The organism is Paenibacillus sp. FSL H8-0104 (assembly GCF_038050215.1).
Taxonomy (GTDB): Bacteria; Bacillota; Bacilli; order Paenibacillales; family Paenibacillaceae; genus Paenibacillus; species Paenibacillus amylolyticus.
Window position 1 is genome coordinate 152,695 of record NZ_JBBOTC010000001.1, and the last position, 25,119, is coordinate 177,813.

At 47.3% G+C, this 25,119-nt stretch carries 21 protein-coding genes; 20 read left to right on the top strand and 1 reads right to left on the bottom strand.

Annotated features, from left to right (window positions below; genetic code table 11):
* The first annotated feature begins 160 nt into the window (after positions 1–160).
* The 16 genes from NST38_RS00770 to NST38_RS00845 all read left to right on the top strand — a co-directional run bounded on the left by NST38_RS00770 (position 161) and on the right by NST38_RS00845 (position 18,600).
* Positions 161–1,360, top strand: coding sequence for an ATP phosphoribosyltransferase regulatory subunit (locus NST38_RS00770; protein ID WP_076254314.1), 1,200 nt, complete (start codon positions 161–163; stop codon positions 1,358–1,360).
* 1 nt (position 1,361) lies between these two features.
* Entirely contained in the window at positions 1,362–2,021 is a 660-nt protein-coding gene (gene hisG / locus NST38_RS00775; protein WP_036674770.1) for an ATP phosphoribosyltransferase, read from the top strand.
* 127 nt (positions 2,022–2,148) lie between these two features.
* Positions 2,149–3,453: a histidinol dehydrogenase gene (hisD, locus tag NST38_RS00780; protein WP_076254311.1), complete on the top strand. Its 1,305-nt coding sequence runs from the start codon at positions 2,149–2,151 to the stop codon at positions 3,451–3,453.
* Positions 3,446–4,075: an imidazoleglycerol-phosphate dehydratase HisB gene (gene hisB / locus NST38_RS00785; RefSeq protein ID WP_036616172.1), complete on the top strand. Its 630-nt coding sequence runs from the start codon at positions 3,446–3,448 to the stop codon at positions 4,073–4,075. The genes hisD and hisB overlap by 8 nt, the downstream gene beginning before the upstream one ends.
* Before the next feature lie 3 nt (positions 4,076–4,078).
* Entirely contained in the window at positions 4,079–4,705 is a 627-nt protein-coding gene (gene hisH, locus NST38_RS00790; protein ID WP_036616175.1) for an imidazole glycerol phosphate synthase subunit HisH, read from the top strand.
* Positions 4,706–4,767: 62 nt separating this feature from the next.
* On the top strand, positions 4,768–5,502 hold the full coding sequence (gene hisA / locus NST38_RS00795; protein WP_036616178.1) for a 1-(5-phosphoribosyl)-5-[(5-phosphoribosylamino)methylideneamino]imidazole-4-carboxamide isomerase: 735 nt from the start codon (positions 4,768–4,770) through the stop codon (positions 5,500–5,502).
* Between the two features lie 30 nt (positions 5,503–5,532).
* Positions 5,533–6,294, top strand: a complete 762-nt coding sequence (gene hisF / locus NST38_RS00800) for an imidazole glycerol phosphate synthase subunit HisF (protein ID WP_076254308.1) — start codon at positions 5,533–5,535, stop codon at positions 6,292–6,294.
* Positions 6,287–7,021: a bifunctional phosphoribosyl-AMP cyclohydrolase/phosphoribosyl-ATP diphosphatase HisIE gene (hisIE, locus tag NST38_RS00805; protein WP_370511456.1), complete on the top strand. Its 735-nt coding sequence runs from the start codon at positions 6,287–6,289 to the stop codon at positions 7,019–7,021. The genes hisF and hisIE overlap by 8 nt, the downstream gene beginning before the upstream one ends.
* 12 nt (positions 7,022–7,033) lie before the next feature.
* Positions 7,034–7,858, top strand: coding sequence for a histidinol-phosphatase HisJ (gene hisJ / locus NST38_RS00810; RefSeq protein WP_076254304.1), 825 nt, complete (start codon positions 7,034–7,036; stop codon positions 7,856–7,858).
* 264 nt (positions 7,859–8,122) lie between these two features.
* Positions 8,123–9,070, top strand: a complete 948-nt coding sequence (locus NST38_RS00815) for a ribose-phosphate diphosphokinase (protein WP_036616184.1) — start codon at positions 8,123–8,125, stop codon at positions 9,068–9,070.
* Between the two features lie 224 nt (positions 9,071–9,294).
* A complete protein-coding gene (locus NST38_RS00820; protein ID WP_341343760.1) occupies positions 9,295–11,586 on the top strand; it encodes a helix-turn-helix domain-containing protein in 2,292 nt (763 codons plus the stop codon).
* A gap of 446 nt (positions 11,587–12,032) precedes the next feature.
* The gene (locus tag NST38_RS00825) at positions 12,033–13,634 is read left to right on the top strand and encodes an extracellular solute-binding protein (protein ID WP_036674794.1); all 1,602 of its coding nucleotides are present in this window, start codon (positions 12,033–12,035) and stop codon (positions 13,632–13,634) included.
* Positions 13,635–13,750: 116 nt separating this feature from the next.
* The gene (locus tag NST38_RS00830; RefSeq protein ID WP_036616191.1) at positions 13,751–14,650 is read left to right on the top strand and encodes an ABC transporter permease; all 900 of its coding nucleotides are present in this window, start codon (positions 13,751–13,753) and stop codon (positions 14,648–14,650) included.
* A 70-nt stretch (positions 14,651–14,720) separates the two neighbouring features.
* Positions 14,721–15,593, top strand: coding sequence for a carbohydrate ABC transporter permease (locus NST38_RS00835; protein WP_036616194.1), 873 nt, complete (start codon positions 14,721–14,723; stop codon positions 15,591–15,593).
* Positions 15,594–15,642: 49 nt separating this feature from the next.
* Positions 15,643–16,593, top strand: coding sequence for a sugar phosphate isomerase/epimerase family protein (locus NST38_RS00840; RefSeq protein ID WP_036616197.1), 951 nt, complete (start codon positions 15,643–15,645; stop codon positions 16,591–16,593).
* 255 nt (positions 16,594–16,848) lie between these two features.
* A complete protein-coding gene (locus tag NST38_RS00845) occupies positions 16,849–18,600 on the top strand; it encodes a hypothetical protein (protein WP_076254299.1) in 1,752 nt (583 codons plus the stop codon).
* Positions 18,601–18,746: 146 nt separating this feature from the next.
* Here the strand turns inward: NST38_RS00845 and NST38_RS00850 are convergent, their stop codons facing one another.
* A complete protein-coding gene (locus tag NST38_RS00850) occupies positions 18,747–19,199 on the bottom strand; it encodes a hypothetical protein (RefSeq protein ID WP_076254297.1) in 453 nt (150 codons plus the stop codon).
* Positions 19,200–19,631: 432 nt separating this feature from the next.
* Between NST38_RS00850 and NST38_RS00855 the strand changes: the two genes are divergently transcribed.
* From NST38_RS00855 to NST38_RS00870, 4 genes are all read left to right on the top strand, one after another.
* Positions 19,632–21,365, top strand: a complete 1,734-nt coding sequence (locus NST38_RS00855; protein WP_076254295.1) for a tetratricopeptide repeat protein — start codon at positions 19,632–19,634, stop codon at positions 21,363–21,365.
* Positions 21,366–21,536: 171 nt separating this feature from the next.
* Positions 21,537–22,496: a thioredoxin-disulfide reductase gene (gene trxB, locus NST38_RS00860; protein ID WP_036674745.1), complete on the top strand. Its 960-nt coding sequence runs from the start codon at positions 21,537–21,539 to the stop codon at positions 22,494–22,496.
* Positions 22,497–22,658: 162 nt separating this feature from the next.
* Positions 22,659–23,690 carry an AI-2E family transporter gene (locus NST38_RS00865; RefSeq protein ID WP_036616412.1) on the top strand — a complete coding sequence of 344 codons (1,032 nt, stop codon included), beginning with the start codon at positions 22,659–22,661 and terminating at the stop codon, positions 23,688–23,690.
* Between the two features lie 445 nt (positions 23,691–24,135).
* Complete coding sequence (locus NST38_RS00870) at positions 24,136–25,086, top strand: ROK family glucokinase (RefSeq protein ID WP_017691252.1); 951 nt, start codon at positions 24,136–24,138, stop codon at positions 25,084–25,086.
* The last annotated feature ends 33 nt before the right edge of the window (positions 25,087–25,119 follow it).

Sequence of the window (25,119 nt, forward strand, 5' to 3'; positions counted from 1 at the left end):
TGAAGCATGATAAGGATTGGAATAAACCAATAGTTGAAGGCTTATGCGATAATACTGTGATTCAGGTTTATAAGATAGAATGGGGATTTACACTACATAAATCCTGTTGAAATAGAACGAGTGCAACTCTTAAATTACTGACTCGGGGTGAATATTACCAATGTCCAAACCAAAAGGTTTTGAAAAACCGACCGGATTCCGCGACTATACACCACATGTAGTATCCAAGCTGCGGACGATTGAACGCAATGTACTGGAATGTATGGAACGCTGGGGTTACCGTCAGATTATCACACCAACGATTGAATATTACGATACGGTAGGTGTGGCAAGCTCTACATCAGATCGTAAATTATTTAAATTGCTAAACAGCAGGGGAACCACACTGGTACTCAGATCGGATCTAACGGCTCCGATTGCACGCGTAGTTTCATCCATGCTCAAAGATGAGCAGTTGCCACTGCGTCTGTCCTATCATGCGAACGTATTCCGTTCTATTGAAGAGGAAGCTGGGCGTGAGGCTGAATTCTTTCAGACGGGCGTGGAACTGGTTGGGGACGACTCGCCTGAAGCGGATGCAGAAGTTGTTGCGCTTGCGATCGCCTCTTTGCAGGCAGCGGGCGTGTCTTCTTTTAAAATAGCGATGGGTCATATGGGATTCCTGAACGGATTACTGGAGGAAGTGATTCCAGGCCAGACCGCTGAGCAGGAGCAATTGAAGGAAGGGCTGCTCGGACGTGATTATGTCGGCTATCGCCAGTCAATTGAAGCATTGAATCTGGAGCCTAAGTTGAAAGAACAGCTTGAAGCGATCCTGCGTCTGCGTGGTGGTAAGGAAGTTTGCACACATGCGGTAGAGCTAAGTTCAAGTGCTGAAGCAGCACAGTCGATTGCACATCTGTGTGCCGTATTCGAAGTGTTGGAAGCGTACGGTGTATCCGAGCATGTGCTGATTGATCTGACGATGATCGGTGATTTCTCCTATTATACAGGCATGACCTTTGAAGGGTATGCAGCCGAACTGGGATCTCCGGTATGTAGCGGTGGACGGTATGATAATCTGTTACAACAGTTTGGTCGTTCATTGCCCGCTACAGGATTTGCACTGAAAACGAACCGTATTATTGATGGTGTTCATGGCATTACAATTGAAGAGAAAAAACCGGTACTTATCCAATATACCCCGAAACGTCGGGCCGAGGCACTAACAGAAGCGGCAAGATTACGCAGTATGGGACAAAATGTAGTGACACTCCTTCTTCCTGAAGACGGGGCTGGGGCAAGTGCCGTATCGGTTGAAGCAAGAACCGCTCAGGCTGAGCAGGTTATTACTTACGGATCTGAAGAAGGAGGACGCTGAGATGTCGGATATTCTGAAGGTGGCCATGCCGAAGGGCCGAATCTATAAAAAAGCCTCCAAATTGTTCCGTGAAGCGGGGCTGGATATTCCAGAAGACGTGGACGATACACGCAGATTGGTCATCGAAGTACCGGAAGCGGGAATGGAATTCATTATGGCGAAGCCAGTAGATGTTCCAACGTATGTGGAGTACGGTGTTGCTGATATCGGAATTGTTGGTAAAGACGTGCTACTGGAGGAAGATCGGGATGTGTACGAACTGTTGAATCTGGGAATCGCTCAGTGCCGTATGTCTGTGATCGGACTTCCAGACTGGAAGCCAGGCATCCAGCAACGTGTTGCAACGAAGTATCCAAGGATTGCTTCACAGTATTTCCGGGAGCAGGGGCAGCAGGTCGAGGTGATCAAGCTGAATGGTTCCATTGAGCTGGCACCCCTGATTGGTCTGGCAGACCGGATTGTCGATCTGGTGGAGACTGGTCAGACGCTGCGAGAGAACGGACTGGTGGAGATGACAGGCATTCTGGACATCACGAGCCGTCTTATCGCCAATCGGGTAAGTTATCGGATGAAAAATGCAAGAATCCAGGCTTTGTGTGATGCACTTCAGCAGGTCATTCCAGCATCGAATGAGATTTCGGCGGGAAGCTTTCGGGGATAAACTACTGCGTCAGAAATATAGATGAGAAACATGTAAAGCAGAAGCAGAAGCAAGAGTAAGAGACACAAAAAGGAAACGAATCGGCCACAAAAAGGCAGGCATTACAGAGGATGAGGAGGTTGTACGTATGAAAATTGTACCTGCACGGGAGTTTGATCTGAAGCGGGAAGTGGAGTATGGCACGCCGGAGCAAAATGAAACGGTACGGCGTATTGTCAGCGACATTCGCCGTGAGGGTAATGCGGCACTGTTGCGTTACACGGAGCAGCTGGACCGCACAAAGCTGACGGCCGCGGAATTGCGCGTGCCGCAGGAAGAGCTACAGGCGGCTTATGCAGCCGTGGAGCCATCCTTTGTGACGGCGATTCGGCAAGCCGCCGCCAACATTCGTGCGTTTCATGAGAAACAGAAACGCAACTCGTGGATGGATTGGCAGCCGGACGGCAGCCTGCTGGGCCAGGTCATCCGACCGCTGAAGCGGGTCGGCGTCTATGTACCTGGCGGCAAAGCAGCGTATCCATCGTCTGTGCTGATGAATGTGATTCCGGCACAGGTGGCAGGCGTGCCGGAGATTGTTCTTGTGACGCCGCCGTCAACGAACGGTGGCGAAGGTATTAACCCGTACATCCTCGTTGCTGCTGCGGAAGCAGGCGTGAGCGAGATGTACCGGGTTGGCGGCGCTCAAGCTATCGCCGCCCTGGCTTACGGCACGGAGAGTATTGCCCCGGTCGACAAGATCTGTGGACCGGGTAATATTTACGTGGCGCTCGCGAAGCGCGAGGTGTACGGTGCGGTCGATATCGATAGTATCGCCGGGCCGAGTGAGATTGTGGTGCTCGCCGATGATACGGCGAATCCAGTGTACGTCGCCGCCGACCTGTTGTCGCAGGCGGAACATGACGAGATGGCATCGGCCATTCTCGTCACGAATTCGGCCACGCTGGCGGAAGCCGTGCAGGGCGAAGTGCAGCGGCAGCTTGAAGTGCTGCCGCGGCGGGATATCGCTGCTGCTTCCGTGGAGCAGTATGGCGCGATTATTGTGGTCGATTCCATCGATGAGGGAATTGACGTGGTGAACCGGCTCGCACCGGAGCATCTGGAGATCATGGTGCAGGAGCCGATGGCTTACGCTGGCCGGATCGAAAATGCCGGCGCGATCTTCCTCGGCCCATACAGCTCGGAGCCGGTGGGGGATTATTTTGCAGGACCCAATCACATTATTCCGACCAATGGAACTGCGCGATTCAGTTCACCAGTGGACGTGGATGATTTTATCAAGAAATCGAGTCTGATCTATTATAGTAAAGAAGCGCTGCTGAAGAACGGAGCGGCTATTATAGAGTTGGCCCGCCATGAGGGTCTTGAAGGGCATGCCCGTGCAATCGCTGTAAGGTTAGAACAGGAAGGAAAGGCGGAATCGGACAATGGATAAGCAAAATAATGGTGTGGAACTTGAAAACAAAGGTGCGGTGCGCCAAGCAGAGGTTGACCGCAAAACAAACGAGACCAATATTCAGTTGGCCTTTAATGTAGATGGAACAGGACAATCCACGATTGAAACGGATGTACCTTTCCTGAATCATATGCTGGATCTGTTCACAAAGCACGGACAATTCGACCTGAACGTGCAGGCCCGCGGAGATATTGATATCGACGATCATCACACGGTTGAAGACATCGGAATCTGTCTCGGACAGACGTTGCGAGAAGCGTTGGGTGACAAACGTGGAATTAAGCGTTACGCCAGTGTTTTTGTACCAATGGACGAGGCACTCGCTCAGGTCATTATTGATGTGAGTAACCGACCTCACTTTGAATACCGTGCAGAATACTCTTCCCAACAAGTAGGCAGTTTCTCCACGGAGCTGGTACATGAATTCCTGTGGAAATTAGCGCTGGAAGCTCGGATTACGTTACATGTCATTGTGCACTATGGTCAGAACACCCACCACATGATTGAAGCGATCTTTAAGGCGCTGGGACGTGCACTGGATGAAGCAACGATGATTGATCCACGTGTAACGGGTGTGCCTTCCACGAAGGGAGTGCTGTAGACGATGGCGATTGCAATTGTCGATTACGGTATGGGTAACCTGCACAGCGTCGGCAAAGCGGTCGAACGTCTTGGCTACGAAGCGCTGGTCACGGGTGACCGGGAAGAGATTCTTGGCGCAGATGGTGTCATTTTACCAGGCGTAGGTGCTTTTGGTGATGCGATGGTTCATCTGCGTGAGAGTGGACTGGATAAGGTGGTGAAGGAAGCCGCTGCCGGGACCAAACCACTGCTCGGTATCTGTTTGGGCATGCAATTGTTATTCAGCTCAAGTGAAGAGCATGGTGAGCATGAGGGACTGGATATTTTTCCAGGTAAAGTGGTGCGATTCGCACCAGGAGAGCTGAAAGTTCCTCATATGGGATGGAACCGTTTGGAATTTCTGCACGCGGAAAATCCTCTATTTACGGGGCTTGAAGCAGGTCACGTCTATTTTGTCCATTCCTATCATGCGCTTACTGAAAACAGGGACGATCTGCTGGCGGTAACGGATTACGGACATCCGGTGACAGCCATTGTAGGCAGAGGATCCAACTTCGGCATGCAATTCCACCCAGAGAAAAGTGGAGAGCTCGGTATGAAGCTGCTTGGCAACTTTTTGGCTCTGACAGGAGCACCTGTACAAAGGTAAAACATCATCTCTTCTTAACTATAGAAAGCGTACAAATCTAATTCATATTCAGGAGGCCTTGTATGTCATCTTTTATCCTATATCCGGCGATTGATATCCGGGACGGCAAATGTGTAAGACTGGTGCAGGGAGATTATAATCAGGAGACCGTGTATAACGATGACCCGGTTCAAGTGGCTTTATCCTGGGAGAAACAAGGCGGTACATATGTCCATCTGGTGGATCTGGATGGTGCGAAAGCGGGTTATCCTGTTAACGATGAGCTGATCGGGCGGATTGCCTCGGCTGTGAACGTACCTGTTCAGGTAGGTGGCGGACTTCGTACGGTAGCTGATGTAGAACGTTTGCTGGGTCTGGGTGTTAGCCGGCTGATCATTGGAACAGCAGCGATTGAGGATCGTGCATTTACAGAGGAAGTACTGGGACGTTATGGCGACAAAGTGGCAATTGGCATCGACGCTCGTAACGGTTACGTGGCAACTCGCGGTTGGCTTGAAACATCGGAAGTGCAAGCAGAGGTGCTCGCGAAGGAACTGGCGGCATATGGAGCAGAAACATTTATCTTTACGGATATTTCCCGTGATGGCATGATGCAGGGTCCTAATGTGGAAGCGATTGTGTCTCTAGCTAAGGCAAGCGGACGGACGGTTATTGCTTCAGGCGGTGTGAGTGTAATGGATGATCTGCTTCGTCTGAGTCGCCACGCGGATGATGGTGTTGGTGGAGCAATTGTGGGTAAAGCACTGTATACGGGAAGCATCGATCTGTCTGAAGCAGTACGTGCGGTCAATAAGTAAGGGATATTCGGATAGAGAGGAAGAGGTAGCATGCTGGCAAAAAGAATCATCCCCTGTCTGGACGTGAAAGACGGCCGGGTCGTCAAAGGCGTCAACTTCGTTAATCTCCGCGATGCGGGTGATCCGGTAGAGCTGGCGGCACTATATGACCGCGAGGGCGCGGACGAATTGGTCTTTCTCGATATCTCCGCTTCGGTAGAAGGTCGCGAAACGATGGAAGAAGTCGTGCGGCAGACGGCGGGCGAGATCGCTATTCCCTTTACGGTAGGTGGTGGCATCTCCAAGGTAGAGGACATGAAGCGGATTCTCCGTGCAGGAGCGGATAAAATTGCAGTGAATACAGCCGCGGTACTTAATCCGCAGTTGATTGCAGATGGTGCACGTCGCTTTGGCTCGCAGTGTATCGTGGTAGCGATCGATGCCAAGTATAACGAAGCTTGGGGCGAGTGGGAAGTCTATACCCATGGTGGACGGAAACCCTCCGGGATCAAGGCGCTGGAATGGGTTAAACAGGCTGAGAGCTTGGGCGCGGGGGAGATTCTGCTCACAAGTATGGACGCGGACGGAACAAAAGACGGCTTTGATCTGAAGCTGACGGCAGCGGTATCCAAATCTGTGCGTATTCCAGTCATCGCATCGGGCGGTGCGGGCAAGGAATCTCATTTCTATGATGTATTTACCACAGGCAAAGCGGACGCAGGGCTGGCCGCAACGATTTTCCATTACAAAGAAATCGCCGTACCGGCGTTAAAACAACATTTGAGAGAACAAGGGGTGGAGATCCGTGACTAAAGTGAGCGATGAAATCAAGGAACAGTTATCCTTGGAACAGGTTGTGGAACACATTCGTTGGAGTGAAGGTTTGGTTCCTGCCATTGTGCAGGATGTAGATACTCGTGAAGTTTTAATGATGGCTTATATGAATCGCGAATCCCTGAAGTTGTCGCTGGAATCCGGTGAGACCTGGTTCTGGTCACGCTCGCGTCAGGAGTTGTGGCATAAAGGGGCAACATCTGGCAACGTGCAGACGATTACTTCCCTAAAATATGATTGTGACGGCGATACCTTGTTGGTTGAGGTGAAACCGAACGGTCCGGCTTGCCATACAGGGGCGGTAACTTGTTTCCATAATGAAATCATTGGTTTGCAAGAGAAATCGGCAGACAAGGCTTCGGATGAAGCGGGTGCGGCATCTGCTTCTGCAAGTTCCGGTTCCGAAAGTCGCTTTGAGGTATTGGCTGAACTGGAATCCGTTATTGCAGAGCGTGAACGTGAGCGTCCTGAGGGTGCATATACAACGTATCTGTTTGATAAAGGTGTAGACAAAATACTGAAAAAAATCGGTGAAGAAGCGTCCGAGACGATCATCGCCGCCAAAAATAAAGATAATGACGAGCTTCGTCTGGAAGTCAGTGACCTGATGTATCACCTGCTCGTCCTGTTACAAGAACGCAAGCTGCCGCTGGACGACATTATGTCAGAGCTGAGCCGCCGTCATGAACGGCCTCGCCGCGATTAGGAGGCGAGCTACGTGCGTATAGACTATCATACACACCATGAGCGGTGTGGACATGCCGTGGGCAAACTGGAAGAGTACGTGCAGCGTGGTGTGGAGATCGGACTATCCCAGATTGGATTGTCCGATCACATGCCATTGTTGCATGTCGATCCGGCTCAATATTATCCGGAAATGGCGATGCCTATGGATGAACTGCCGCGTTACGTGGAGGAGTGTTTCTCCCTGAAAGAACGTTACCGTGGGCAGATTGACGTACGTGTTGGTCTGGAAGGTGACTATATTGAAGGCTGGGAAACAGAGATCCGCGCGATCATTGAGCGTTATCCATGGGATTATGTGATTGGCTCTGTTCATTTCCTCGGGGAATGGGACATTACGGATTTCCGCCAGACCCATCACTGGGAGGGCAAAGACATCCTTGAAGTATATCGTCAGTACTACGATGCCGTAAGCAAGGCAGCCGTCACGGGGATGTACGATATTATGGGCCATACGGATGTCATTAAACGCTTCGGTTTTGTTCCTTCAACAGAGCAAACAGAAGAACGTATCTCACTGGAGAACGCAGCGTTGAAGGCTATTGCCAAAAGTGGCTGCGCCATGGAACTGAATGCTTCCGGGATATCGAAGCCTTGTGTCGAGATGTTCCCTAGTCGCAGAATGCTGACAGAAGCCATTCGCTTGGGTATTCCATTAACCATGGGCTCTGATGCACATGACCCACTGAAGCTGGGCGATTATTTGCCTGAAGCTGAAGCACTTTTACATGAGTTGGGCTGTACGGAAGTCGCTGTTTTTGAAGGCCGTCATCGCTCGTTCATTCCTTTAAATGTATAAGCCATTGGAGTATAATGAGGGTAGGAAATAACCTTTTAGAGGTAGTTCAAAAATTCCGCCTTTGATTACGAAGGATGCCTAATGGCATCTTCAGCATCGAAGCTGGAATTCAGCCGAAATGTCCGTTGCTCACGTAGTTTTGCCTACGCTCCGCTACTCCATTTCTAGCTTTATCCCATCTTCTCGGTACTGAAAACCGGTCTTTTTGAACACTCGCTTTTAGATAAGGGATTATATAGGGACTTCAACCCTCGGGAGGGCATTATGCAGCATTCGTTACGTATTTTTTCCGGTTCATCGAACCCTAAGCTGGCAGAACAGGTATGTGACAAGCTGGGTGTACAACTGGGCAAGATCAAGCTGTCCAGGTTCAAGAGCGGAGAAATATACGTTCATTATGAAGAAACGATCCGTAATTGTGATGTGTTTCTGGTACAGTCGTTGTCTCATCCGATTAATGAGCTGTTTGTCGAGCTGTTGGTGATGATTGATGCTGCAAAGAGGGCTTCAGCGCGCACTGTGAACATCATTGTTCCGTATTACGGCTATGCTCGTCAAGAGCGCAAATCCGCTCCACGGGAACCGATCTCGGCCAAGATGGTAGCAGATGTATTAACTACGGCTGGCGCCAATCGAGTGGTAACGATCGACCTGCACGCAGCGGCCATTCAGGGATTCTTCAACATTCCGGTTGACCATATGACATCACTGGATCTGATTAGTGATTATCTGTTAAGCAAAGGAATCGAGAACCCTGTTGTCGTCTCCCCGGATGCGGGACGAGCATCGATGGCAGAGAAGCTGGCGAACCGTCTGGATTCTCCATTTGCCATTATGATCAAGAAACGTCCAAGCCATAATGAATCGGTGATTACCCATGTCATTGGTGATGTAGAAGGACGGACACCTATTATTATTGAGGATCTGATCGACACTGGAACAACCATTCTGAATGTTGTGGAAGGGTTGAAGGAGCGTGGCTCCAAAAATGTATATGTATGTGCAACACACGGATTGTTCTCGGATGGTGCAGTAAGTAAATTGAATCACCCGTCAATTGAAGAGGTGGTCGTTACGGACTCGATCGCACTGCCAGATGACCACCCTGAATGCTTCAAAGTGTTACCTGTTGCGCCAATGCTGGCCCGCGCCGTACGCATTATTGTGGATGGTGGCTCCATGGCCACATTGTTTAAAGATTCTGGCATATAGAGCATCGAGGATATAACGTTGTGTTGCCAGATGAACTGTTCCGTGTCTGAGTTGTTGTCTGCTCAGCACGGTTTTTTTGTTTTTGCTCTTTGAATTCAATTCTTGCTTTGCTGCTCAGAGGCTTGTGCTATAATAACATAAAATCAGTTATGATAGCGTTATCATATAGTATTCAGCCCCTAAGGTGAGATGGATGCTGAACAGTAGAACCACGGCTGAGAACATTGGCATCGTGGAGTGAGGAGTGGGGTCTATTGTCGCGTAATTGGTACTATCGGTTATTGTTCTCGTACTTCCCAATTTTTTTTCTTACGGTGACCATACTCATTTTCATCGCGTTTGTTTTCATCAATGACATCTCTAAAGAGGAAACAAAAAAAGCAGACCGGATTTCCTCCAGTTATATGATAGACACGGTGGATCGCACAATCAGGGATATTGAACTATCCATCCTGGAAACGGTACAGAGTCAGCAGGCATACAAACTCTATTTTAATAACACAAACCTGACCAGCTCGGACACGGTGTATGCAATTGCGCAGAATTTACGTGAGCTATCCAATTCGTCCTCATGGATTCAGTCCATCTATCTATATGACAAGCGAAATAAACATGTTCTGACCGTAAGTGGTTCCAGAGAAGTGGAAGGTTTCTCGGATAAGGCATGGATTGATCAGATGGGTACCGGGTCGATCGGTTCAGGCTGGCAGCCGGTCCGGGAATTCGATGCGGACTCTGTTCAACGTACCCCTATTCGCGTATTAACCGTGAACAAGGACATGCCTTTGCCTTTTGGCTCTCAGGGCACATTGGTCATTAATATCAAGATGAGCAGCATTGAACAGAGTGTAGATAGTATGGTTAATGGTCAGCTCTCATTCCTGACGATTACGGATCGGGACGGTAAGGTTGTGTATAACGCACATTCGGACCAAGAGGGCTCGATAGACGGTCAGGAACTGAATAGGCTAGCGCTAGAAAGACTGGGCTGGACAATATCCAGTGGAATTAAGGCTGGCAACTTATTTGGCTGGGTATCGGTCATATCTTATGTATGGGTGATCATTGCTATTGTGACTGTCATCTGTGCGATTGTATATATCGTGTATATTACTCGCCGTAACTATAAACCCATTCAGATCATCATGAACCGGATTGAGTCTCATCAGATTCGGGCGTTCGAACACTCAGGTGCTCGCACGGATGAGATGAAGATGATTGACGGTGTGCTTGAGAATCTGATTAATCATATGATGGATTATGACAAGAAAAGCAGGGAAAATGTACTTATGCAGCGCAGCAAGTTGTTCAATGCCCTGTTGCATGGTGAACACATGGAAAATGCAGCAGAGCAATTAAAAGAGCTTTCTCCATTGAATGACGTGCATGACTCGTCGTGTTTTGTCGTTGTTGTTGGAGAGATTAACCGTTATGAGAAGGGATTTCAGGAGAGGTACACGAGAGGTGAACAAAATACGCTGAAATTTGCCTTGATGAACGTTTTGCAAGAGCTGTCACGTAATACGGGAGTCCAATGCTGGACGGAATGGATTAGTGTGGATCGAATTGCAATCCTTTTTGTGTTCAAAGAACAGAATGATAACAACTTGGATATGTCTGGGCAGATTCGTGTTGTAGCTGAGGAATGCAAATCTTGGGTAGAACAAAATCTACGCATTTCCTTAAGCTTTGGCATTGGACCTATCGCTCAGGGAATCGGTACAATACGAGATTCCTATGCGGCCGCAGAAGCGGTAATGCAACGTAAACTGTTGATGACTGGAGATGTCGGCCAAGCCGACTGCGGTGAAACGCAGCATCCTTTGCTGGATACCTATACCTATCTGCAGATGATTGCGGACTTTGTTAAGCGGTTCCGGATGTCGAGTGGACAGTGGCGGGAACAGTTGGAGGAGATCTTTACAGCGTTTGAACAGAACAAACTGCCGGATGATGAGATTCGTTCTCTGATTCAGGCCATGTTACAGATGCTCAGCCGAGAGGTGGCCATGATGTCGGAAGGACTCCAGGAAGAGCTGTCCGAAGAAAACATCAACAGATGGTTGAGTGCTGTAGAAGAGGCAGAGACGCTTGCGGATGTGAAAAGTCTTTTGTTTGATGGTCTGACGGACTTGTTCAGAACGTATGTAGCGGTAACGGAAACCAAGAGCTACAAAGCCATGGTCAACGAAATGAAAAATTATATCGAAGAACAGTTTGCGAATCCTGATCTTTCATTGAAACATCTGAGCGATCGATTCCAGATTACGGGCAAACATGCGAGTTATTTGTTCAAGACAGAATTCAACATGAAGTTTGTTGATTTTGTTACAGAGCTTCGCATGAAGGAGACGGAGCAGCTTCTGCTCAATACCGATTACTCTTTGCAGGATATTGCCCTGAAGGTGGGGTATGCAAATGGAATTACGTTGGGACGTGTATTTAAGCGGGTAACGGGTATTACACCAGGAGATTATCGTCGTTTGAAACGTGAACATCGAGAACCCGAAGAGTAAAGCAAAAGTGATCCTATTCTGAGATCTGTACATCAGGATAACACAGGGTGAATTTCATGTAGTCACTTTCCACTTAGGAGAGAGGCTTGCAGAGGTTCGCCCTGTTTTCGTTGAACAATACTCTTATACTAAATCGGATGCAACTGTTTTCGCAGGATAACAAGCTAATATTCCTGTTTTTTTCCCGTTTACGAATATAGGCAGTGTGTGAAAATGGTTTATCCGACTTGGGACAGGCAGTTCTGATCCTTGAGGCGAAGAGTGCCGTCAAAGCCTAGAGCAGCGCAGCTTTGGGAAAAGAATCAGTCTGCGAAAATAGGCTTAACATATAAACCATAATCCGTTTGTAAGCGCTTCCGAAAGAGGTTTATTGCAGGATGACGGAAAAATGTGAAATACTCTGGGCAAGCTTTAAACATTCACGCAAAGCCAAAGGGGATGACAAAATGAGAAGCAAAGCAACCAAAGGGAGTCTAAAGAAATGGATGGGTTTGGCGCTTACGATGGTAATGGGCGTTTCTTTACTTGCGGGATGCTCATCAGCATCAGAAGAATCAGCTGAAGGCGGAACATCAGGCAATGGCGAGCGCGTTACCTTAAAGGTGGAGATTTTTGACCGTGGTAACAGTCCTTCACCGTACACAATTACGAACAACTATCTATCTAAAATGATTCAGGAGAAGTTCGGTGATCCCAACAATATTGACGTACAGTTTGTACCCGTTCAGCGTTCTGAGGAAGTTACCAAGCTGAACGTCCTGATGGCTAGCAATACGGATGTCCCTGATATTGTCTTTGTTTATGACTCAAGCGTGTTTTATCGGTATGCCCAGCAGGGTGGTTTGACTGATGTTGGAGAGTTGATTGATCAGCACGGTCCGAACCTGAAGAAGTTCCTGGGTGAAGATACTTTGAAGTTTGGGCAAGTGGAAGGACAACAGTTTGCTGTTCCGGGTAAACGTGCTATCACAGGCCGATACAGTTCTTACATCCGTCAGGATTGGCTCGATAAGCTGGGATTGCCAGCGCCGAAGACCACGGATGAATTATATACAACTTTGAAAGCGTTCAAGGATAAAGATCCTGGTGGTCTCGGAAGCAAAAACATCCCAATGGGTATGGCTCTTGCACCAGCTCAATTCGAAACGCTCATCTACTCATTCATCAAGCCAGTTAGTGGCGACCTGACCTATGGTCAACGGTATGAATTGCCACTGCATGAAGGATTCAAAGAATCGATGCAGTTCCTGAACAAACTGTACAACGAAGGTCTGATCAGCAAAGACTTCAGTTTGGATGAAGACAAAACGCAGTTAGGGAAAGACATTCAAAACGGTAACGTAGGTTACTGGTCTGAAGATGTTGATGCCATGTTCTACGGAGATGGCACACTGGATAATTTGCATAAAAATGTGAGTGGCAGTGAAGTGTTGCCGGTTGATGTGTACACCAATCCAAATGCAGACAACAAACACATCAAGTCACGCTACGGAACAAATGGTATGTACATTATGATTCCGAAGAGCAGCAAACGTTCTGTCGAAGCGATCAAATATCTCGACTGGATGGCATCTGACAACAATCTGATTGATATCTACAGTGGTGTGGAAGGCGAGAACTATGATTTGGTAGACGGCATTCCAGTAGTGAAAGAGGATGCATCCCAGGAAGCGCAGGATCGTCTGTTTAACGCAGGGGATACAGCCATTATCTCGAACGGTAAAAACATTGGTGATCAAGCGACGAATGAAAAGGCATGGATTATGGGCTTCCCGCAAAATAATCAGGAGATGCTGAAACAATCCATTGATATTGCTAACACCGATACGGTAGGACCAATCATTTTCGACAAACCGATTGAAGCAGAGATGAAGTACAGCACAGCTCTCAAAGACAAATTAAATGTCATTATCGTAAAAACAGCGATGGCTAAGCCAGCAGAATTCGATGCGGTATATGAAAAAGAAATGGCTGATTTCATGTCTCTGGGTGGTACTGAACTGAAAAAAGAACTTGAAGAAGCAGTTCAGGCACTTCCTGCAAATTAAGTAGCTCCACATTTCAATCTCCAAGACAGATACCCATACTACTGCTTAACTAGAAAGGAACGTGTGCCGCCGGACTGGCGGCACAGCCGTTTCCTTGTTGATAGGAGGAAACCGACTTGACCACCACATACTTGAAGAGGTATTGGCAATTATACGCTCTGATTTCACTGCCCATTATCTACTTTTTAATCTTTCGTTATGGACCGATGTACGGTGTACAGATCGCCTTTAAGGACTTTAACCTGTTTCAGGGAATCAGCGGCAGTGAGTGGATCGGTTTTGATGCTTTTCGCGAAGTATTTGGAATGCGGGACTTCTACACGACATTGCGCAACACCTTTATGCTGAATTTTCTTGATCTGGTCGTTTCATTTCCAGCTCCTATTATTCTGGCGATCATGCTTTATGAAGTTCGATTCAAATGGTTCAAAAAAATCTCACAAACGATATTGTACATTCCTCACTTTATCTCATGGGTAATCATCGGGGGAATTGTGTACCAATTGTTCGGTAATCAATCCGGTATGGTTAACGGTGTACTGGAAAGCATGGGCTTAAATTCAATACCATTTTTGACAGAAAAAAATCCATGGCTTGTGACGTATCTCTTCACAGGTGTCTGGCAAAGTGCAGGATGGGGAACCATTCTATATCTGGCCGCATTAACCGGCGTCAACAAGGAATTGTTTGAAGCAGCTGAGATCGATGGAGCATCGCGGCTGAAGAGAATCTGGCATATTACATTGCCAAGTATTAAACCAACCATCGTGACCTTGCTTATTCTCAATCTTGGACATATGGTCAGCATCGGTTTTGATCGGCCTTATATCATTGGTAATACGGCCGTGCGTGAATATTCCGATGTACTCAGTACCTTTGTATACAGAGTTGGTCTTGAATCAGGACAATACACGCTGGCAACTGTCGTCGGACTGTTCCAGGCAGTGGTGGGACTCATATTCGTGCTAGGATCTAACTATATTTCGAAGAAAGCAACCGGTGAAGGTATTTTGTAGGTTGTGGATGAACGGAAGAGACGCCAATCGGCTTGTTTGTATAGACCATCAGTAAAGGAGCTGTGCGCATATGAGTGAACGCACCTCAAACCGGATTTTTGATATCGTTAATATCTCCTTTATCACCTTGTTTGTTATATTCTGCCTGGCTCCATTTCTGCACACGATCGCGATCTCATTCAGTTCTAACCGTGCGATTACGTCAGGCGAAGTGACCATATTCCCGAAAGAATTCAATTGGGATGCGTATATCCAGGTGTTCTCTGATCAGTCGATGATCTATTCACTGGGTTACACGACAGTTCTGACCATTGCTACTACTGTGCTGTGCATGGTGTTCACACTGGCAGCTGCATACCCGTTAACTAAGAAAAAATTGAAAGGGCGCAAGCTCTTCATGTATGTCATCATCATTACGATGTTCTTCAGTGGCGGGATCATTCCCGAGTACTTGCTCATTCGTGACTTGAACTTGCTTAATTCCGTGTGGGCACTGATTCTGCCAGGACTGGTCAGTCCGTTTAACCTGATTATCCTGATTTCCTTCTTCAGAGGTATTCCTGAAAGTCTGGAAGAATCCGCTGAGATTGACGGCAGTTCCCATGTACACACGCTCTTCAAAATTATATTGCCACTATCCATGCCAGTACTGGCTACACTAGCGCTATTCTATGCGGTTGGACGCTGGAATGGATTCCAGGATTCCCTGATGTATATTAATGATCCGAAGCTGTACCCGCTTCAACTGAAGTTATTCCAAATGGTACAGAACAATATGGTCAGCGAGCTTACCCAGATGGAGGGTGCTAACCGTACGCCATTGACTCCCGAGAGTCTCAAGGCCGCAACCGTTATTTTCGCAACCGTTCCGATTCTACTCGTTTATCCGTGGCTGCAAAAGTATTTTGTCAGTGGTGCGATGCTTGGCGCGGTAAAAGGTTGAGTTAAGGCTGATGTAAAAAGTTTAGCCAGAGGGAGGAGAAGGAAAACAGATGCAGCACATAGACAAGGGCGAATACTCATTCTCAACATGTTGGAACATCAGGAAACATCCCATAGGGGAAGATATGATTCGGGAGATTGCGGATCTCGGCTTTCGTCGGGTGGAGCTCAATTATAATGTGACGAAGGAGATGCTCACGACGATTGAGCCCATGATTGAGCGTGGAGAGATCGGAATTTCTAGTGTCCACAACACCTTTCCACATGACCCTGATCCAGACTACGGTACGGATTCCATCTTGCTCGGCTTCGAAGATGAAGTGAAACGTAAGCGGGCGATCGAACTGCTGGTAGAGTCGGCTGAATATGCCCAACGTTATGGGGGAGAAGCTGTTGTTGTACACCCGGGAGAGGTACCTTTTCCTGAGGATATCAGCAAAGACCTTGGAAAGATCTATAACGAGGAAGGTCCGGATTCACCGAAGTATCACAGCAAATGGGCTGAATTGATGGAGCGGCGGGAAGCTCTCAGTTCAGGGTATGTAGAGAAAATTATCGCCAGTCTCGATGAGGTATGTAATCGGGCGGCAGCTAAAGGTCTGGATGTTCGTTTTGGTATCGAGACGAGATCCCGACCACAACAGATTCCTACCCTTTCCGAAGCCAAGACCATCATCACAGCTCTCAAAGGGGCTCCGGTTGGTATCTGGTACGATACCGGTCATGCCATCATGATGGACCGAATGGGCCTTTATGACAGTGTGGGAGAAATGCAAGGCCTGATGGATGATATCGTAGGGGTCCATATCCATGAGACACTTGGTCTCTCGGATCACTGGTGCCCGTATGTACACAGTAAGGATATGAACTTCTATGATGCCTATCTGCCGATGATTCGTCGCGCACAGGTGAAGGTGTATGAGTTGAAGTCTGCCTGTAAGGCAGAAGAGATTCATGAGAGTCATGACTTGCTAATGAAGAAGCTTGGAGTGACAGAGTAGGCGCGGTGAAGTGGGGAACAGTTTGCATGTTCACAGCCTGTGTTCAACGACTGTTTCCTCAGTGACGGAGACACATGAGTATTTAGTAAAACAAGCACAGATTTTCTGGCGACTTTTGTAGAAATATGATATATACTGACGAGAAAAATGAACTCACCTACGGGCGGTATGAGTAGGCTTCCGGTCTGAATTGAAGGCACTGAAGCAACATACTCCGCACATCGGGAGAATGCATTGGTATGGAGGGGACTGCACATGTACAAACAACTGGTGGACAGTAATGACAGAGCGGTAGAAAGAGGCATATCCCGGCAGATGCTTGACCCGGAAAGCCGCTACTATGGAGGGACAATTGATCCCTTCACAGGTGTTGCCTGGGTCAACCATACGACTGGAACGCCCACGGATATGTGTTACTGGGGAGCTGCGCTCTCCAATCCGGACTCTATCTATTACCGGGATGAATCGTTGTTAAATCGACTGCTGTTAGCTACGGAATTTGTACTCCGCTTCCAGCATGAAGACGGTTCAATATCGCCTGGCTGGACCAATTACCATTCCCCTCCAGATACTGCATTTGTCGTTGTAGGGTATTCACAGTTGTATCAGCTTCTTCAGCAGCAAGAATGGGAGCCGCTTCAACCTGTATTGAACAATATGAGGCTGTTTCTGGAACGGACAATCCCAACCATGCTTACGGGAGGTTGTCATACGCCCAATCATCGCTGGGTGCTATGCGCGGCGCTTGGTTTCCTGCATGAAATATTTGATCTGGAGGAAGCTGTGCAGCGCGCAGAGCAGTGGATGGATGAAGGCATGGATATTACACCTGATGGGGAGTGGACAGAACGGAGCAATGGGATATACAGCGCAGTTAGCGACATCATGTTAATTCATGCTGCGCGCCTGCTCAATCGTCCTGAACTGCTGGAACCAGTGAGGCTTAATCTCCGCATGATGGTGTATCTGGTCCATCCAACGGGTGAAATTGTTACGGATTATTCAGGGCGACAGGATCTGGGCAGTGTTCATGATCTGTCACCTTATTATCTGCCTTATGCCATTTTGGCTCGGCTGGACGGTGATCCACTCTTTGCAGGTATGGCAGCCTGGGCTGGAGATACATTGACAGATCCGGGAGTATGTTCTGTGAATACGCTCATTCGATTAATGCTTGAGCCGGAGCTTCAGCAGACGAATGATACACGTGATGCATTACCGGAACAGTATGAGGTCATGCTGAATGAACATTTTGTACGGGAAGAATATTTGGAGCAGATGGACTCAGTGGGGCATCACGGACGGATCTCTCACAGTCGGATGCATACGGATTTTGGGGCTCCGGTAGCCCGAATTCGGGATGGTGCTACAAGTGTGACTGTGATGACAGAAGTTCCTTCTTTCTTCGCGCTTCGTCATGGCAAGGTGCGCCTGCTGGCTGTGCAACTGGCCTCTTACTTTAATCCAGGGTATGTACCTATGCAGCAAATGACGAGGCTGTCCGAAGGCTATCGACTAACTGGTGAGCAGAAAAAAGGTTATTACGGCCCAATCCCTGCGAACCTGCTGCCAGAGTCGGCTGCATCAGATATAAGTCCATGGTATTTGTTACCTCATCAGAGTCGTCAGCTTACTCATGAGCAGACATTCCGTGTAGGAGCAGAATTACAGCCAACGGAAAACGGATGGAACATGCATCTATCTGGACAGGAACCGGAGGACATTATGATGCAGTTATCCTTTGTATTCGGAAGCGAAGGTGAGCTGACCTGTGAGGATGCGATTGAAACGAGTGAGGGTCACTATTTGTGGAAAGGCGGTACATTACGCTATACCTGCGGAGAAGACTGGCTGGAGATCACCGGGGGCGAACTGGGTCATCTGGCGGCAACGGTACGTGAGGCAAAACTGCCGGACAAGTGTAAGGTTGTGCTGGTCAATTTCATGACGCCGTTTGATAAAACCGTTCATATTTCACTTTCTCCTTCGATGGCGTCGAAGATCTAGATTTATTAGATATTTAAGCCATAATAGTTAGAAGACCGAGCCCAAATGCTCGGTCTTCTTTTTTTACGAACGACGAATGACTGCAATTAACGTTCTAAAATGATATTCCCACTGTCCAGCTCAGTCCAGTAATGTATGAACTATGATCATTTCAGTTGCTCTAACGCAGTTTCGATTGGTTTAGTGAACAGAGGATCATCTTTGGTTTTGCTCCAGTAAACGATAAGAACATTTCCTTTCTCATATAGAAAAGGGAATGTTGTGAATTGGGCGCTTTCCATATGTTTATTGAATTCTTTTGTCCCGTTGATGCGACCCTTTTCTGAATTGAAAATATAAAAATGTATAAATTCAGGGCTATATGGTTCTTCTTCCACGGGCACTTCCACGGAGTACACCTCAGGTACAACATCATCTAATTTCAAAGGATATCCGGTTATACCAAAGGACACTAAATCCAGTTCTTGAGACTCGAGCGCGCTCAGTACATCCTCTAATGTGAACTGATTTTCTATGTTTTCTATATCTTTTGAACATCCATTCAAAGCAAACAAGCAGATTAAGATGAATATAAGTGGTTTTATCTTTGAGATTCTCAATATAACATCCCCTTAAAATATTTATTTTTTATTACATACGCGAAAAAGAGGCTGACCGTCAGAGCTAATATACGTTGATTGATTTTTAATGGAGATAAACTACTAAAAAGGACAATAAGGATAATAATACCATAGGCCACTCATCTCATTATAACCGGTCCGAATCCAGTTAGACGCCGCGTAACCGACAAGAATAGACTAATGCAATACTGCAAAGAGAGCCTATGGTAAGTGAGTGTAGGAGTCTCTAGGTAAACATGGTTTTCCTTTGAATAAACAACGCTCCAAGGTGATAGGTTTCCGCAAAATGGAATATCATCTTCTTTTGCATTTTTTTCATAAACGACATGAAACTACATATTGAGAAGTGGGCCTTAAGATGTGGTATACTGAAGAGTATGAATGAAATGCAAAGAGGAGGTGCCTTGGAAGATGAAGGGCAAGCTAGTGCGGGCTGAGGGACACCTTGCCAATATTATACCGATTCACTTGGATGCTTCTTTCTTCTTTGAAAGAGCTGTCCGCTCGCTGGACCGTAATCATGTCGACAAGGCATTAAAATATTTTCGCAAAGCTGTTGAATACGAACCGGAAAATCCGGTAAATCATTGTAATATGGCGGGTATATTATCGGAGAAGGGGGATTACGAAGCCTCCAATGCCATTCTGGCTAACGTGCTGGAAGTGGTAGATCCGTCGATGACGGAATGTTATTTTTATATGGCGAACAATTATGCAAATATGGATCGGTTTGAGGAAGCCGAGCAAGCACTTGTTACCTATCTGGAGGAGGACACTCAAGGTCAGTTCATGACGGAAGCCGAAGAGATGATGGAGCTTCTGTATTATGAGCTGGATCGTCCGACTAAACTGAATCGAATCAAATCACGCAAAGGTGTAGTGGAGCACGATCAGGCACGGGAACTGCTGGAAGAAGGAAAATTTGCACAGGCTGCTGAATTGCTCGAAGGCATGTCTTCTGATTATCCTGATTACTTGGCTGCCCGTAACAATCTGGCACTCGCCTACTATTATATGGGTCTGTTTCCCAAAGCAAAAGAGACTATTGCCGAAGTGCTTGAACAGGAACCAGGTAATCTGCATGCACTCTGTAATCTGGCCATTTTCCATCAAAATGAGAACCGGGCTGATCAAGTGCTGCTTTTGATCAAAAAATTGCGGGTCATCGTGCCATTCCAGCACGAACAAGTCTACAAACTGGCGACAACGATGGGAATTCTGGGCCAACACGATACGGCTTATGTTCACTTCCGGCGTTTGCTCAAGGACGAAGAGACAGCTGCTGATCCGGCACTTGCTCACTATGCAGCAGTGGCGGCTTATAATACAGAACGTTATGATGCTGCTGAGCGTTTATGGCATCATGTGTCCAAGCTTGATCCGGGTTCCGAAGTATCCCGGTATTATCTGTCAGGTCTTGAGGCTGTAAAACAAGGCGAGCAAGAGCCAGAGAAGCTGAGCTATCACTATCATCTGCCATTTGATGAGCAATTCAGACAGTGGGAGAACTACGGTAGTGGCATACCTGAAGAAATGAAGAATGATCCACTGATTCGCTCATCCTTCTTCTGGGCATTGCGTCATGGTGATCGGGCAACCAAGCTACAGGTTATTCATGCGCTTGGGATGATCGGTGACTATGAGGTGCAGCAGGCTCTGCAATCTTTCATTGAAGAGACTGGAGAAGAACAGGATCTACTTGAGGCAGCACAAACTGTACTGAACGGATTGAAATCGGCTGAACATGAGGATCGGAGTTCTCAGGTGGTTCGACCCTTTTCTCCTGTAGCCTTGAAGTCTATTGGGAAGGTTCCATCCACATCAGAGCAATTGGACACTGGTTCAACCTCCCATTGGCAGGCGGTTGTTGATCGTGCGTTACAGATGTCTGAAGCAAAGGCTGAGTTGCAGCAAGAGATGGAACGGCTCTGGACGGATTATGTATCCCGGGTACATCCGGAAGTTCCGGGTACGAAGCAGATTGAGGGTTGGGCTGCAGGACTTGAATATTTGGCAGCGAAGAATCACAGTCGGCCCGTTACCTATCAAAGCATTGCTGAGCGGTATGGGATATCGGCATCAACGGTTAGCAAGTATGCTAAACAGATTCATTCGGTTTGTAACAGCAAGCCACCACTAGTATAGAAAGTTCGCTTCAACTCGTTTTCAGAAAGACATCATCAGGTGAAGGATACAACAACCGGGAAAACGGGTAAACTTAACGAATGGGCTTCGTAAACGCCTGTAGGATATCATCTTGGCAAGTTCATCGCTAGTACAACACATTCTCACCTTAATTAAGGAGGCTGTATCTATATGTCTAAATACAGAACGATTGTGATCGGAACGGGACCTGCGGGTCTGACAGCAGCGATATATCTGGCTCGTGCTAATCTGAAACCACTGGTTATCGAAGGTCTTCAGCCGGGTGGTCAATTGACGACGACAACGGAAGTTGAGAATTTCCCCGGTTTCCCGCAAGGTATCATGGGTCCGGAACTGATGGACAACATGCGTAAGCAAGCTGAACGTTTTGGAGCGGAATTCAAAAACGGTTGGGTGGAAGAGGTTGATTTCAGCAAACCGCCCTTCAAGGTCAAAGTTGGAGGAATCGGTGAACTGGAAGCTGAATCGATCATTATCTCCACAGGTGCTTCCGCTCGTTATCTCGGTATTCCGGGCGAGCAGGAAAATGTGGGACGTGGTGTAAGTACATGCGCGACATGTGACGGTTTCTTCTTCCGTGGCAAAAAAATCGTGGTCGTGGGCGGTGGAGACTCCGCGATGGAGGAAGCGAGTTTCCTGACTCGTTTTGCAACAGACGTGACATTGGTTCACCGCCGGGATGAATTACGTGCATCCAAGATTATGCAGGATCGGGCTCGCAGCAATGAAAAGGTGAAGTGGGCGCTGAACCGTACTCCACTCGAAGTCGTACCAGAAGCTTTGGGTGTCAAAGGGCTGAAAGTGCGCAACAACGAGACGGGGCAGGAAGAGTTGCTTGAAGCAGATGGCGTATTCGTTGCCATTGGTCACACACCGAATACCGGATTCCTGGGTAATGCGATTGCACTGGACGAACATGGCTATGTTGTCGTTAAACCCGGAACAACGGAGACCAATATTCCAGGTGTATTTGCCTGTGGCGATGTTCAAGATACGAAGTATCGTCAAGCTATTACGGCTGCAGGATCAGGATGTATGGCGGCAATGGATTGTGAGAAGTTCCTTGAAGGAAGCATTGTCCATGATTGGAGCGAAACGTTGGATAAATAAGCATTACATGCGTGAGGTTAGGCATATGCTGGGAATAAGAGACAACGGGAAGTCTCATGAAATGAGAGAAGCCGGAAGGCTTCTCTTTTTTTGAAACTACAGTGGGCATGAGATCGTATACATATAGGGCATATTAGCTGTGAGGTGAAGATTTTGGGGGAAATGATAAAAGATTGGTTACAGAATGCGACAGTGAGACGATTTTTAATCCTGCTCTTGTTCTGTTTAATTTTGTTCAGTATGGGGAGTATGCTGCACATGATTCTGCTGTTGTTCCTGGTGACGTATGTCATGAACAGGTTACAGCATTTCATTACAGGTGGTTTGAATCGGTTGTTTCCAATCAATTATAAAGTTGTGGTCATCCTACTCTATATGATTGTGATTGCAGTCATTGTGCTTGGCATTTCCAGATATTCACCACGGATCGTGGATCAGGTCGTTCAGTTGACAAACGAGATTATGAAATTTCTGGATAGTGCAGACGGTGATAATTTTGCGTCCAAAATTGCGGGTTATCTTCAATCCTTCGATATTAAAAATTACACCAATGATGCATTGAAATATATTTTCGCTTTGAGCAAATGGCTGGAGTTTATTCTGCTCGTCATCATTCTGAGTCTGTTCTTCTTGTTGCAGAAGCAGGAGATATCCAAGTTCACGTCCAAGTTCAAAACAAGTAAAATTGGATGGTTCTACAATGAAGTTGCTTATCTGGGAGACAAGTTCGTATCTTCTTTTGGTAAAGTCATTGAGGCACAGCTTCTTATTGCGGTGTTTAATACGGTACTGACGATACTGGGCTTATGGATTCTGGGTTTCCCGTATCTGTTCGCTCTGACCATTTTGGTGTTCATGCTCAGTCTGGTTCCCGTTGCGGGGGTTATCATCTCACTTGTACCGCTCTGTCTGATTGGGTATCAGATGGGTGGACTGAAATTAAGCATTATTGTGATCATCATGATTATTGTTATTCATGCTTTGGAGACGTACTTCCTGAATCCAAAACTGATGGCACACAAGACCAAATTGCCAATGTTCTACACCTTTATCGTACTGATTCTGTCGCAACACTTCCTGGGGATCTGGGGACTGATCATTGGTATTCCGATCTTTGTCTTCCTGCTCGATATTCTGGATGTGAACAAGATGGAGAAGACGGAAGAGCCGGTACGTGTGGAAACGAAGTTATAACGTAGAAAAATCAACTGAGTCAGCCCAATTTCTACAATTTCAGATTTTCATAAAAGTAAGGGAGCCTTCCTGTGGATGGAAGGCTCTTTTTTTGTTGGCAATACCGTCATTAGATAGCTTTCTGCGTAAGAATGACAGGTGGCGGGGTGCATAAGATGAGTCACCTATATGAGGGGACGATGTTGATCTTTTATGAATGGAACAAGTGAAGATGCAATATCATGAGTTGAGGCTCCCTCTGTTATGGAGGAAGGAATGAAGCGTGCGTTTATAAATGAAGGTAATGAGGATGTATACGTATTCAAAAACGGTGTGTGATGTGGTTCACAACCCCGGCGGAGCAGGAGGTACTAGAGGTCTTCTCGTCTTGACCCAGGCGTATCCTTCAATTATAGTTGGTACGTAGGACTTAAACTATTTTAGATAGATAAAGGTGGCTTGCAGCATGTCTGAGAAAATCTACGTTGGGGTCGATCTCGGCGGAACAGCAATCAAGGTCGGTATATGCGATGAACAAGGTCAGCTAATGCATACGTATGAAGGACCGACTGAAGTGGATAAGGGCGTAGACACGGTCATCGCCAACATCGAGAAGTATGTCCGACATATCGTAGCCGAATCACCTTACAGTTGGGAACAGCTTGAGGGTGTAGGTGCTGGAGTGGCCGGTTTCACGAATGTACGCGAGGGAATTATCGTTCATGCCCCTAACATCGGATTTCGGAATGTGGCCATTCGTTCGATTCTGGAAGAACGTCTGGGCAAGCCAATCAAAATAGATAACGATGCAAACGTGGCTGCACTGGGTGAAGTATGGGCAGGTGCCGGCAAAGGCGTAGACAACTGCGTATGTTATACACTCGGTACGGGTGTTGGCGGAGGCTTGATCTTGAATGGCAACATCTATCAGGGTTTCTCCGGTATGGCGGGAGAACTGGGTCATATCAGTGTTGTACCTGATCTGGAGGCCATCAAGTGTGGTTGTGGTAAAATGGGATGTGTAGAAACAGTATCGTCTGCAACGGGTATTATCCGTATGGCGAAGGATGCCGTAGAGCGCGGGGATCATACGTCACTGGCACTCGTCGACAAGATTGCAGCCAAGGAAGTATTTGATGCTGCCAAGGCAGGCGATGAAGTGGCACAACGCATTGTGAATCGTGCGGCCTTTTACCTGGGCAAATCCATGGCTACTGTAGCAGCTGTCATTAACCCGGAGATGTTCATTATTGGTGGAGGTGTATCCAAAGCGGGCAATTTCTTGTTTGATGAAATCCGTACTGTGTTTGCTAAGCTGACGCCAGAACCGTTGCAAGATGGGGTTCAGATTCTGGAAGCTACACTTGGTAATAATGCAGGTATTGTGGGTGCAGCAGGTCTTCTCTTGCGTTCCTAGTATCCTCGTAACAATATATGAAGACAGCAATAT

Excerpts from the sequence above, each read along its gene's own strand:
- NST38_RS00770 (WP_076254314.1), top strand. The coding sequence starts at position 161 with ATGTCCAAACCAAAAGGTTTTGAAAAACCGACCGGATTCCGCGACTAT.
- hisG (WP_036674770.1), top strand. The coding sequence starts at position 1,362 with ATGTCGGATATTCTGAAGGTGGCCATGCCGAAGGGCCGAATCTATAAA.
- hisD (WP_076254311.1), top strand. The coding sequence starts at position 2,149 with ATGAAAATTGTACCTGCACGGGAGTTTGATCTGAAGCGGGAAGTGGAG.
- hisB (WP_036616172.1), top strand. The coding sequence starts at position 3,446 with ATGGATAAGCAAAATAATGGTGTGGAACTTGAAAACAAAGGTGCGGTG.
- hisH (WP_036616175.1), top strand. The coding sequence starts at position 4,079 with ATGGCGATTGCAATTGTCGATTACGGTATGGGTAACCTGCACAGCGTC.
- hisA (WP_036616178.1), top strand. The coding sequence starts at position 4,768 with ATGTCATCTTTTATCCTATATCCGGCGATTGATATCCGGGACGGCAAA.
- hisF (WP_076254308.1), top strand. The coding sequence starts at position 5,533 with ATGCTGGCAAAAAGAATCATCCCCTGTCTGGACGTGAAAGACGGCCGG.
- NST38_RS00815 (WP_036616184.1), top strand. The coding sequence starts at position 8,123 with ATGCAGCATTCGTTACGTATTTTTTCCGGTTCATCGAACCCTAAGCTG.
- NST38_RS00825 (WP_036674794.1), top strand. The coding sequence starts at position 12,033 with ATGAGAAGCAAAGCAACCAAAGGGAGTCTAAAGAAATGGATGGGTTTG.
- NST38_RS00835 (WP_036616194.1), top strand. The coding sequence starts at position 14,721 with ATGAGTGAACGCACCTCAAACCGGATTTTTGATATCGTTAATATCTCC.
- NST38_RS00840 (WP_036616197.1), top strand. The coding sequence starts at position 15,643 with ATGCAGCACATAGACAAGGGCGAATACTCATTCTCAACATGTTGGAAC.
- NST38_RS00845 (WP_076254299.1), top strand. The coding sequence starts at position 16,849 with ATGTACAAACAACTGGTGGACAGTAATGACAGAGCGGTAGAAAGAGGC.
- NST38_RS00855 (WP_076254295.1), top strand. The coding sequence starts at position 19,632 with ATGAAGGGCAAGCTAGTGCGGGCTGAGGGACACCTTGCCAATATTATA.
- trxB (WP_036674745.1), top strand. The coding sequence starts at position 21,537 with ATGTCTAAATACAGAACGATTGTGATCGGAACGGGACCTGCGGGTCTG.
- NST38_RS00865 (WP_036616412.1), top strand. The coding sequence starts at position 22,659 with ATGATAAAAGATTGGTTACAGAATGCGACAGTGAGACGATTTTTAATC.
- NST38_RS00870 (WP_017691252.1), top strand. The coding sequence starts at position 24,136 with ATGTCTGAGAAAATCTACGTTGGGGTCGATCTCGGCGGAACAGCAATC.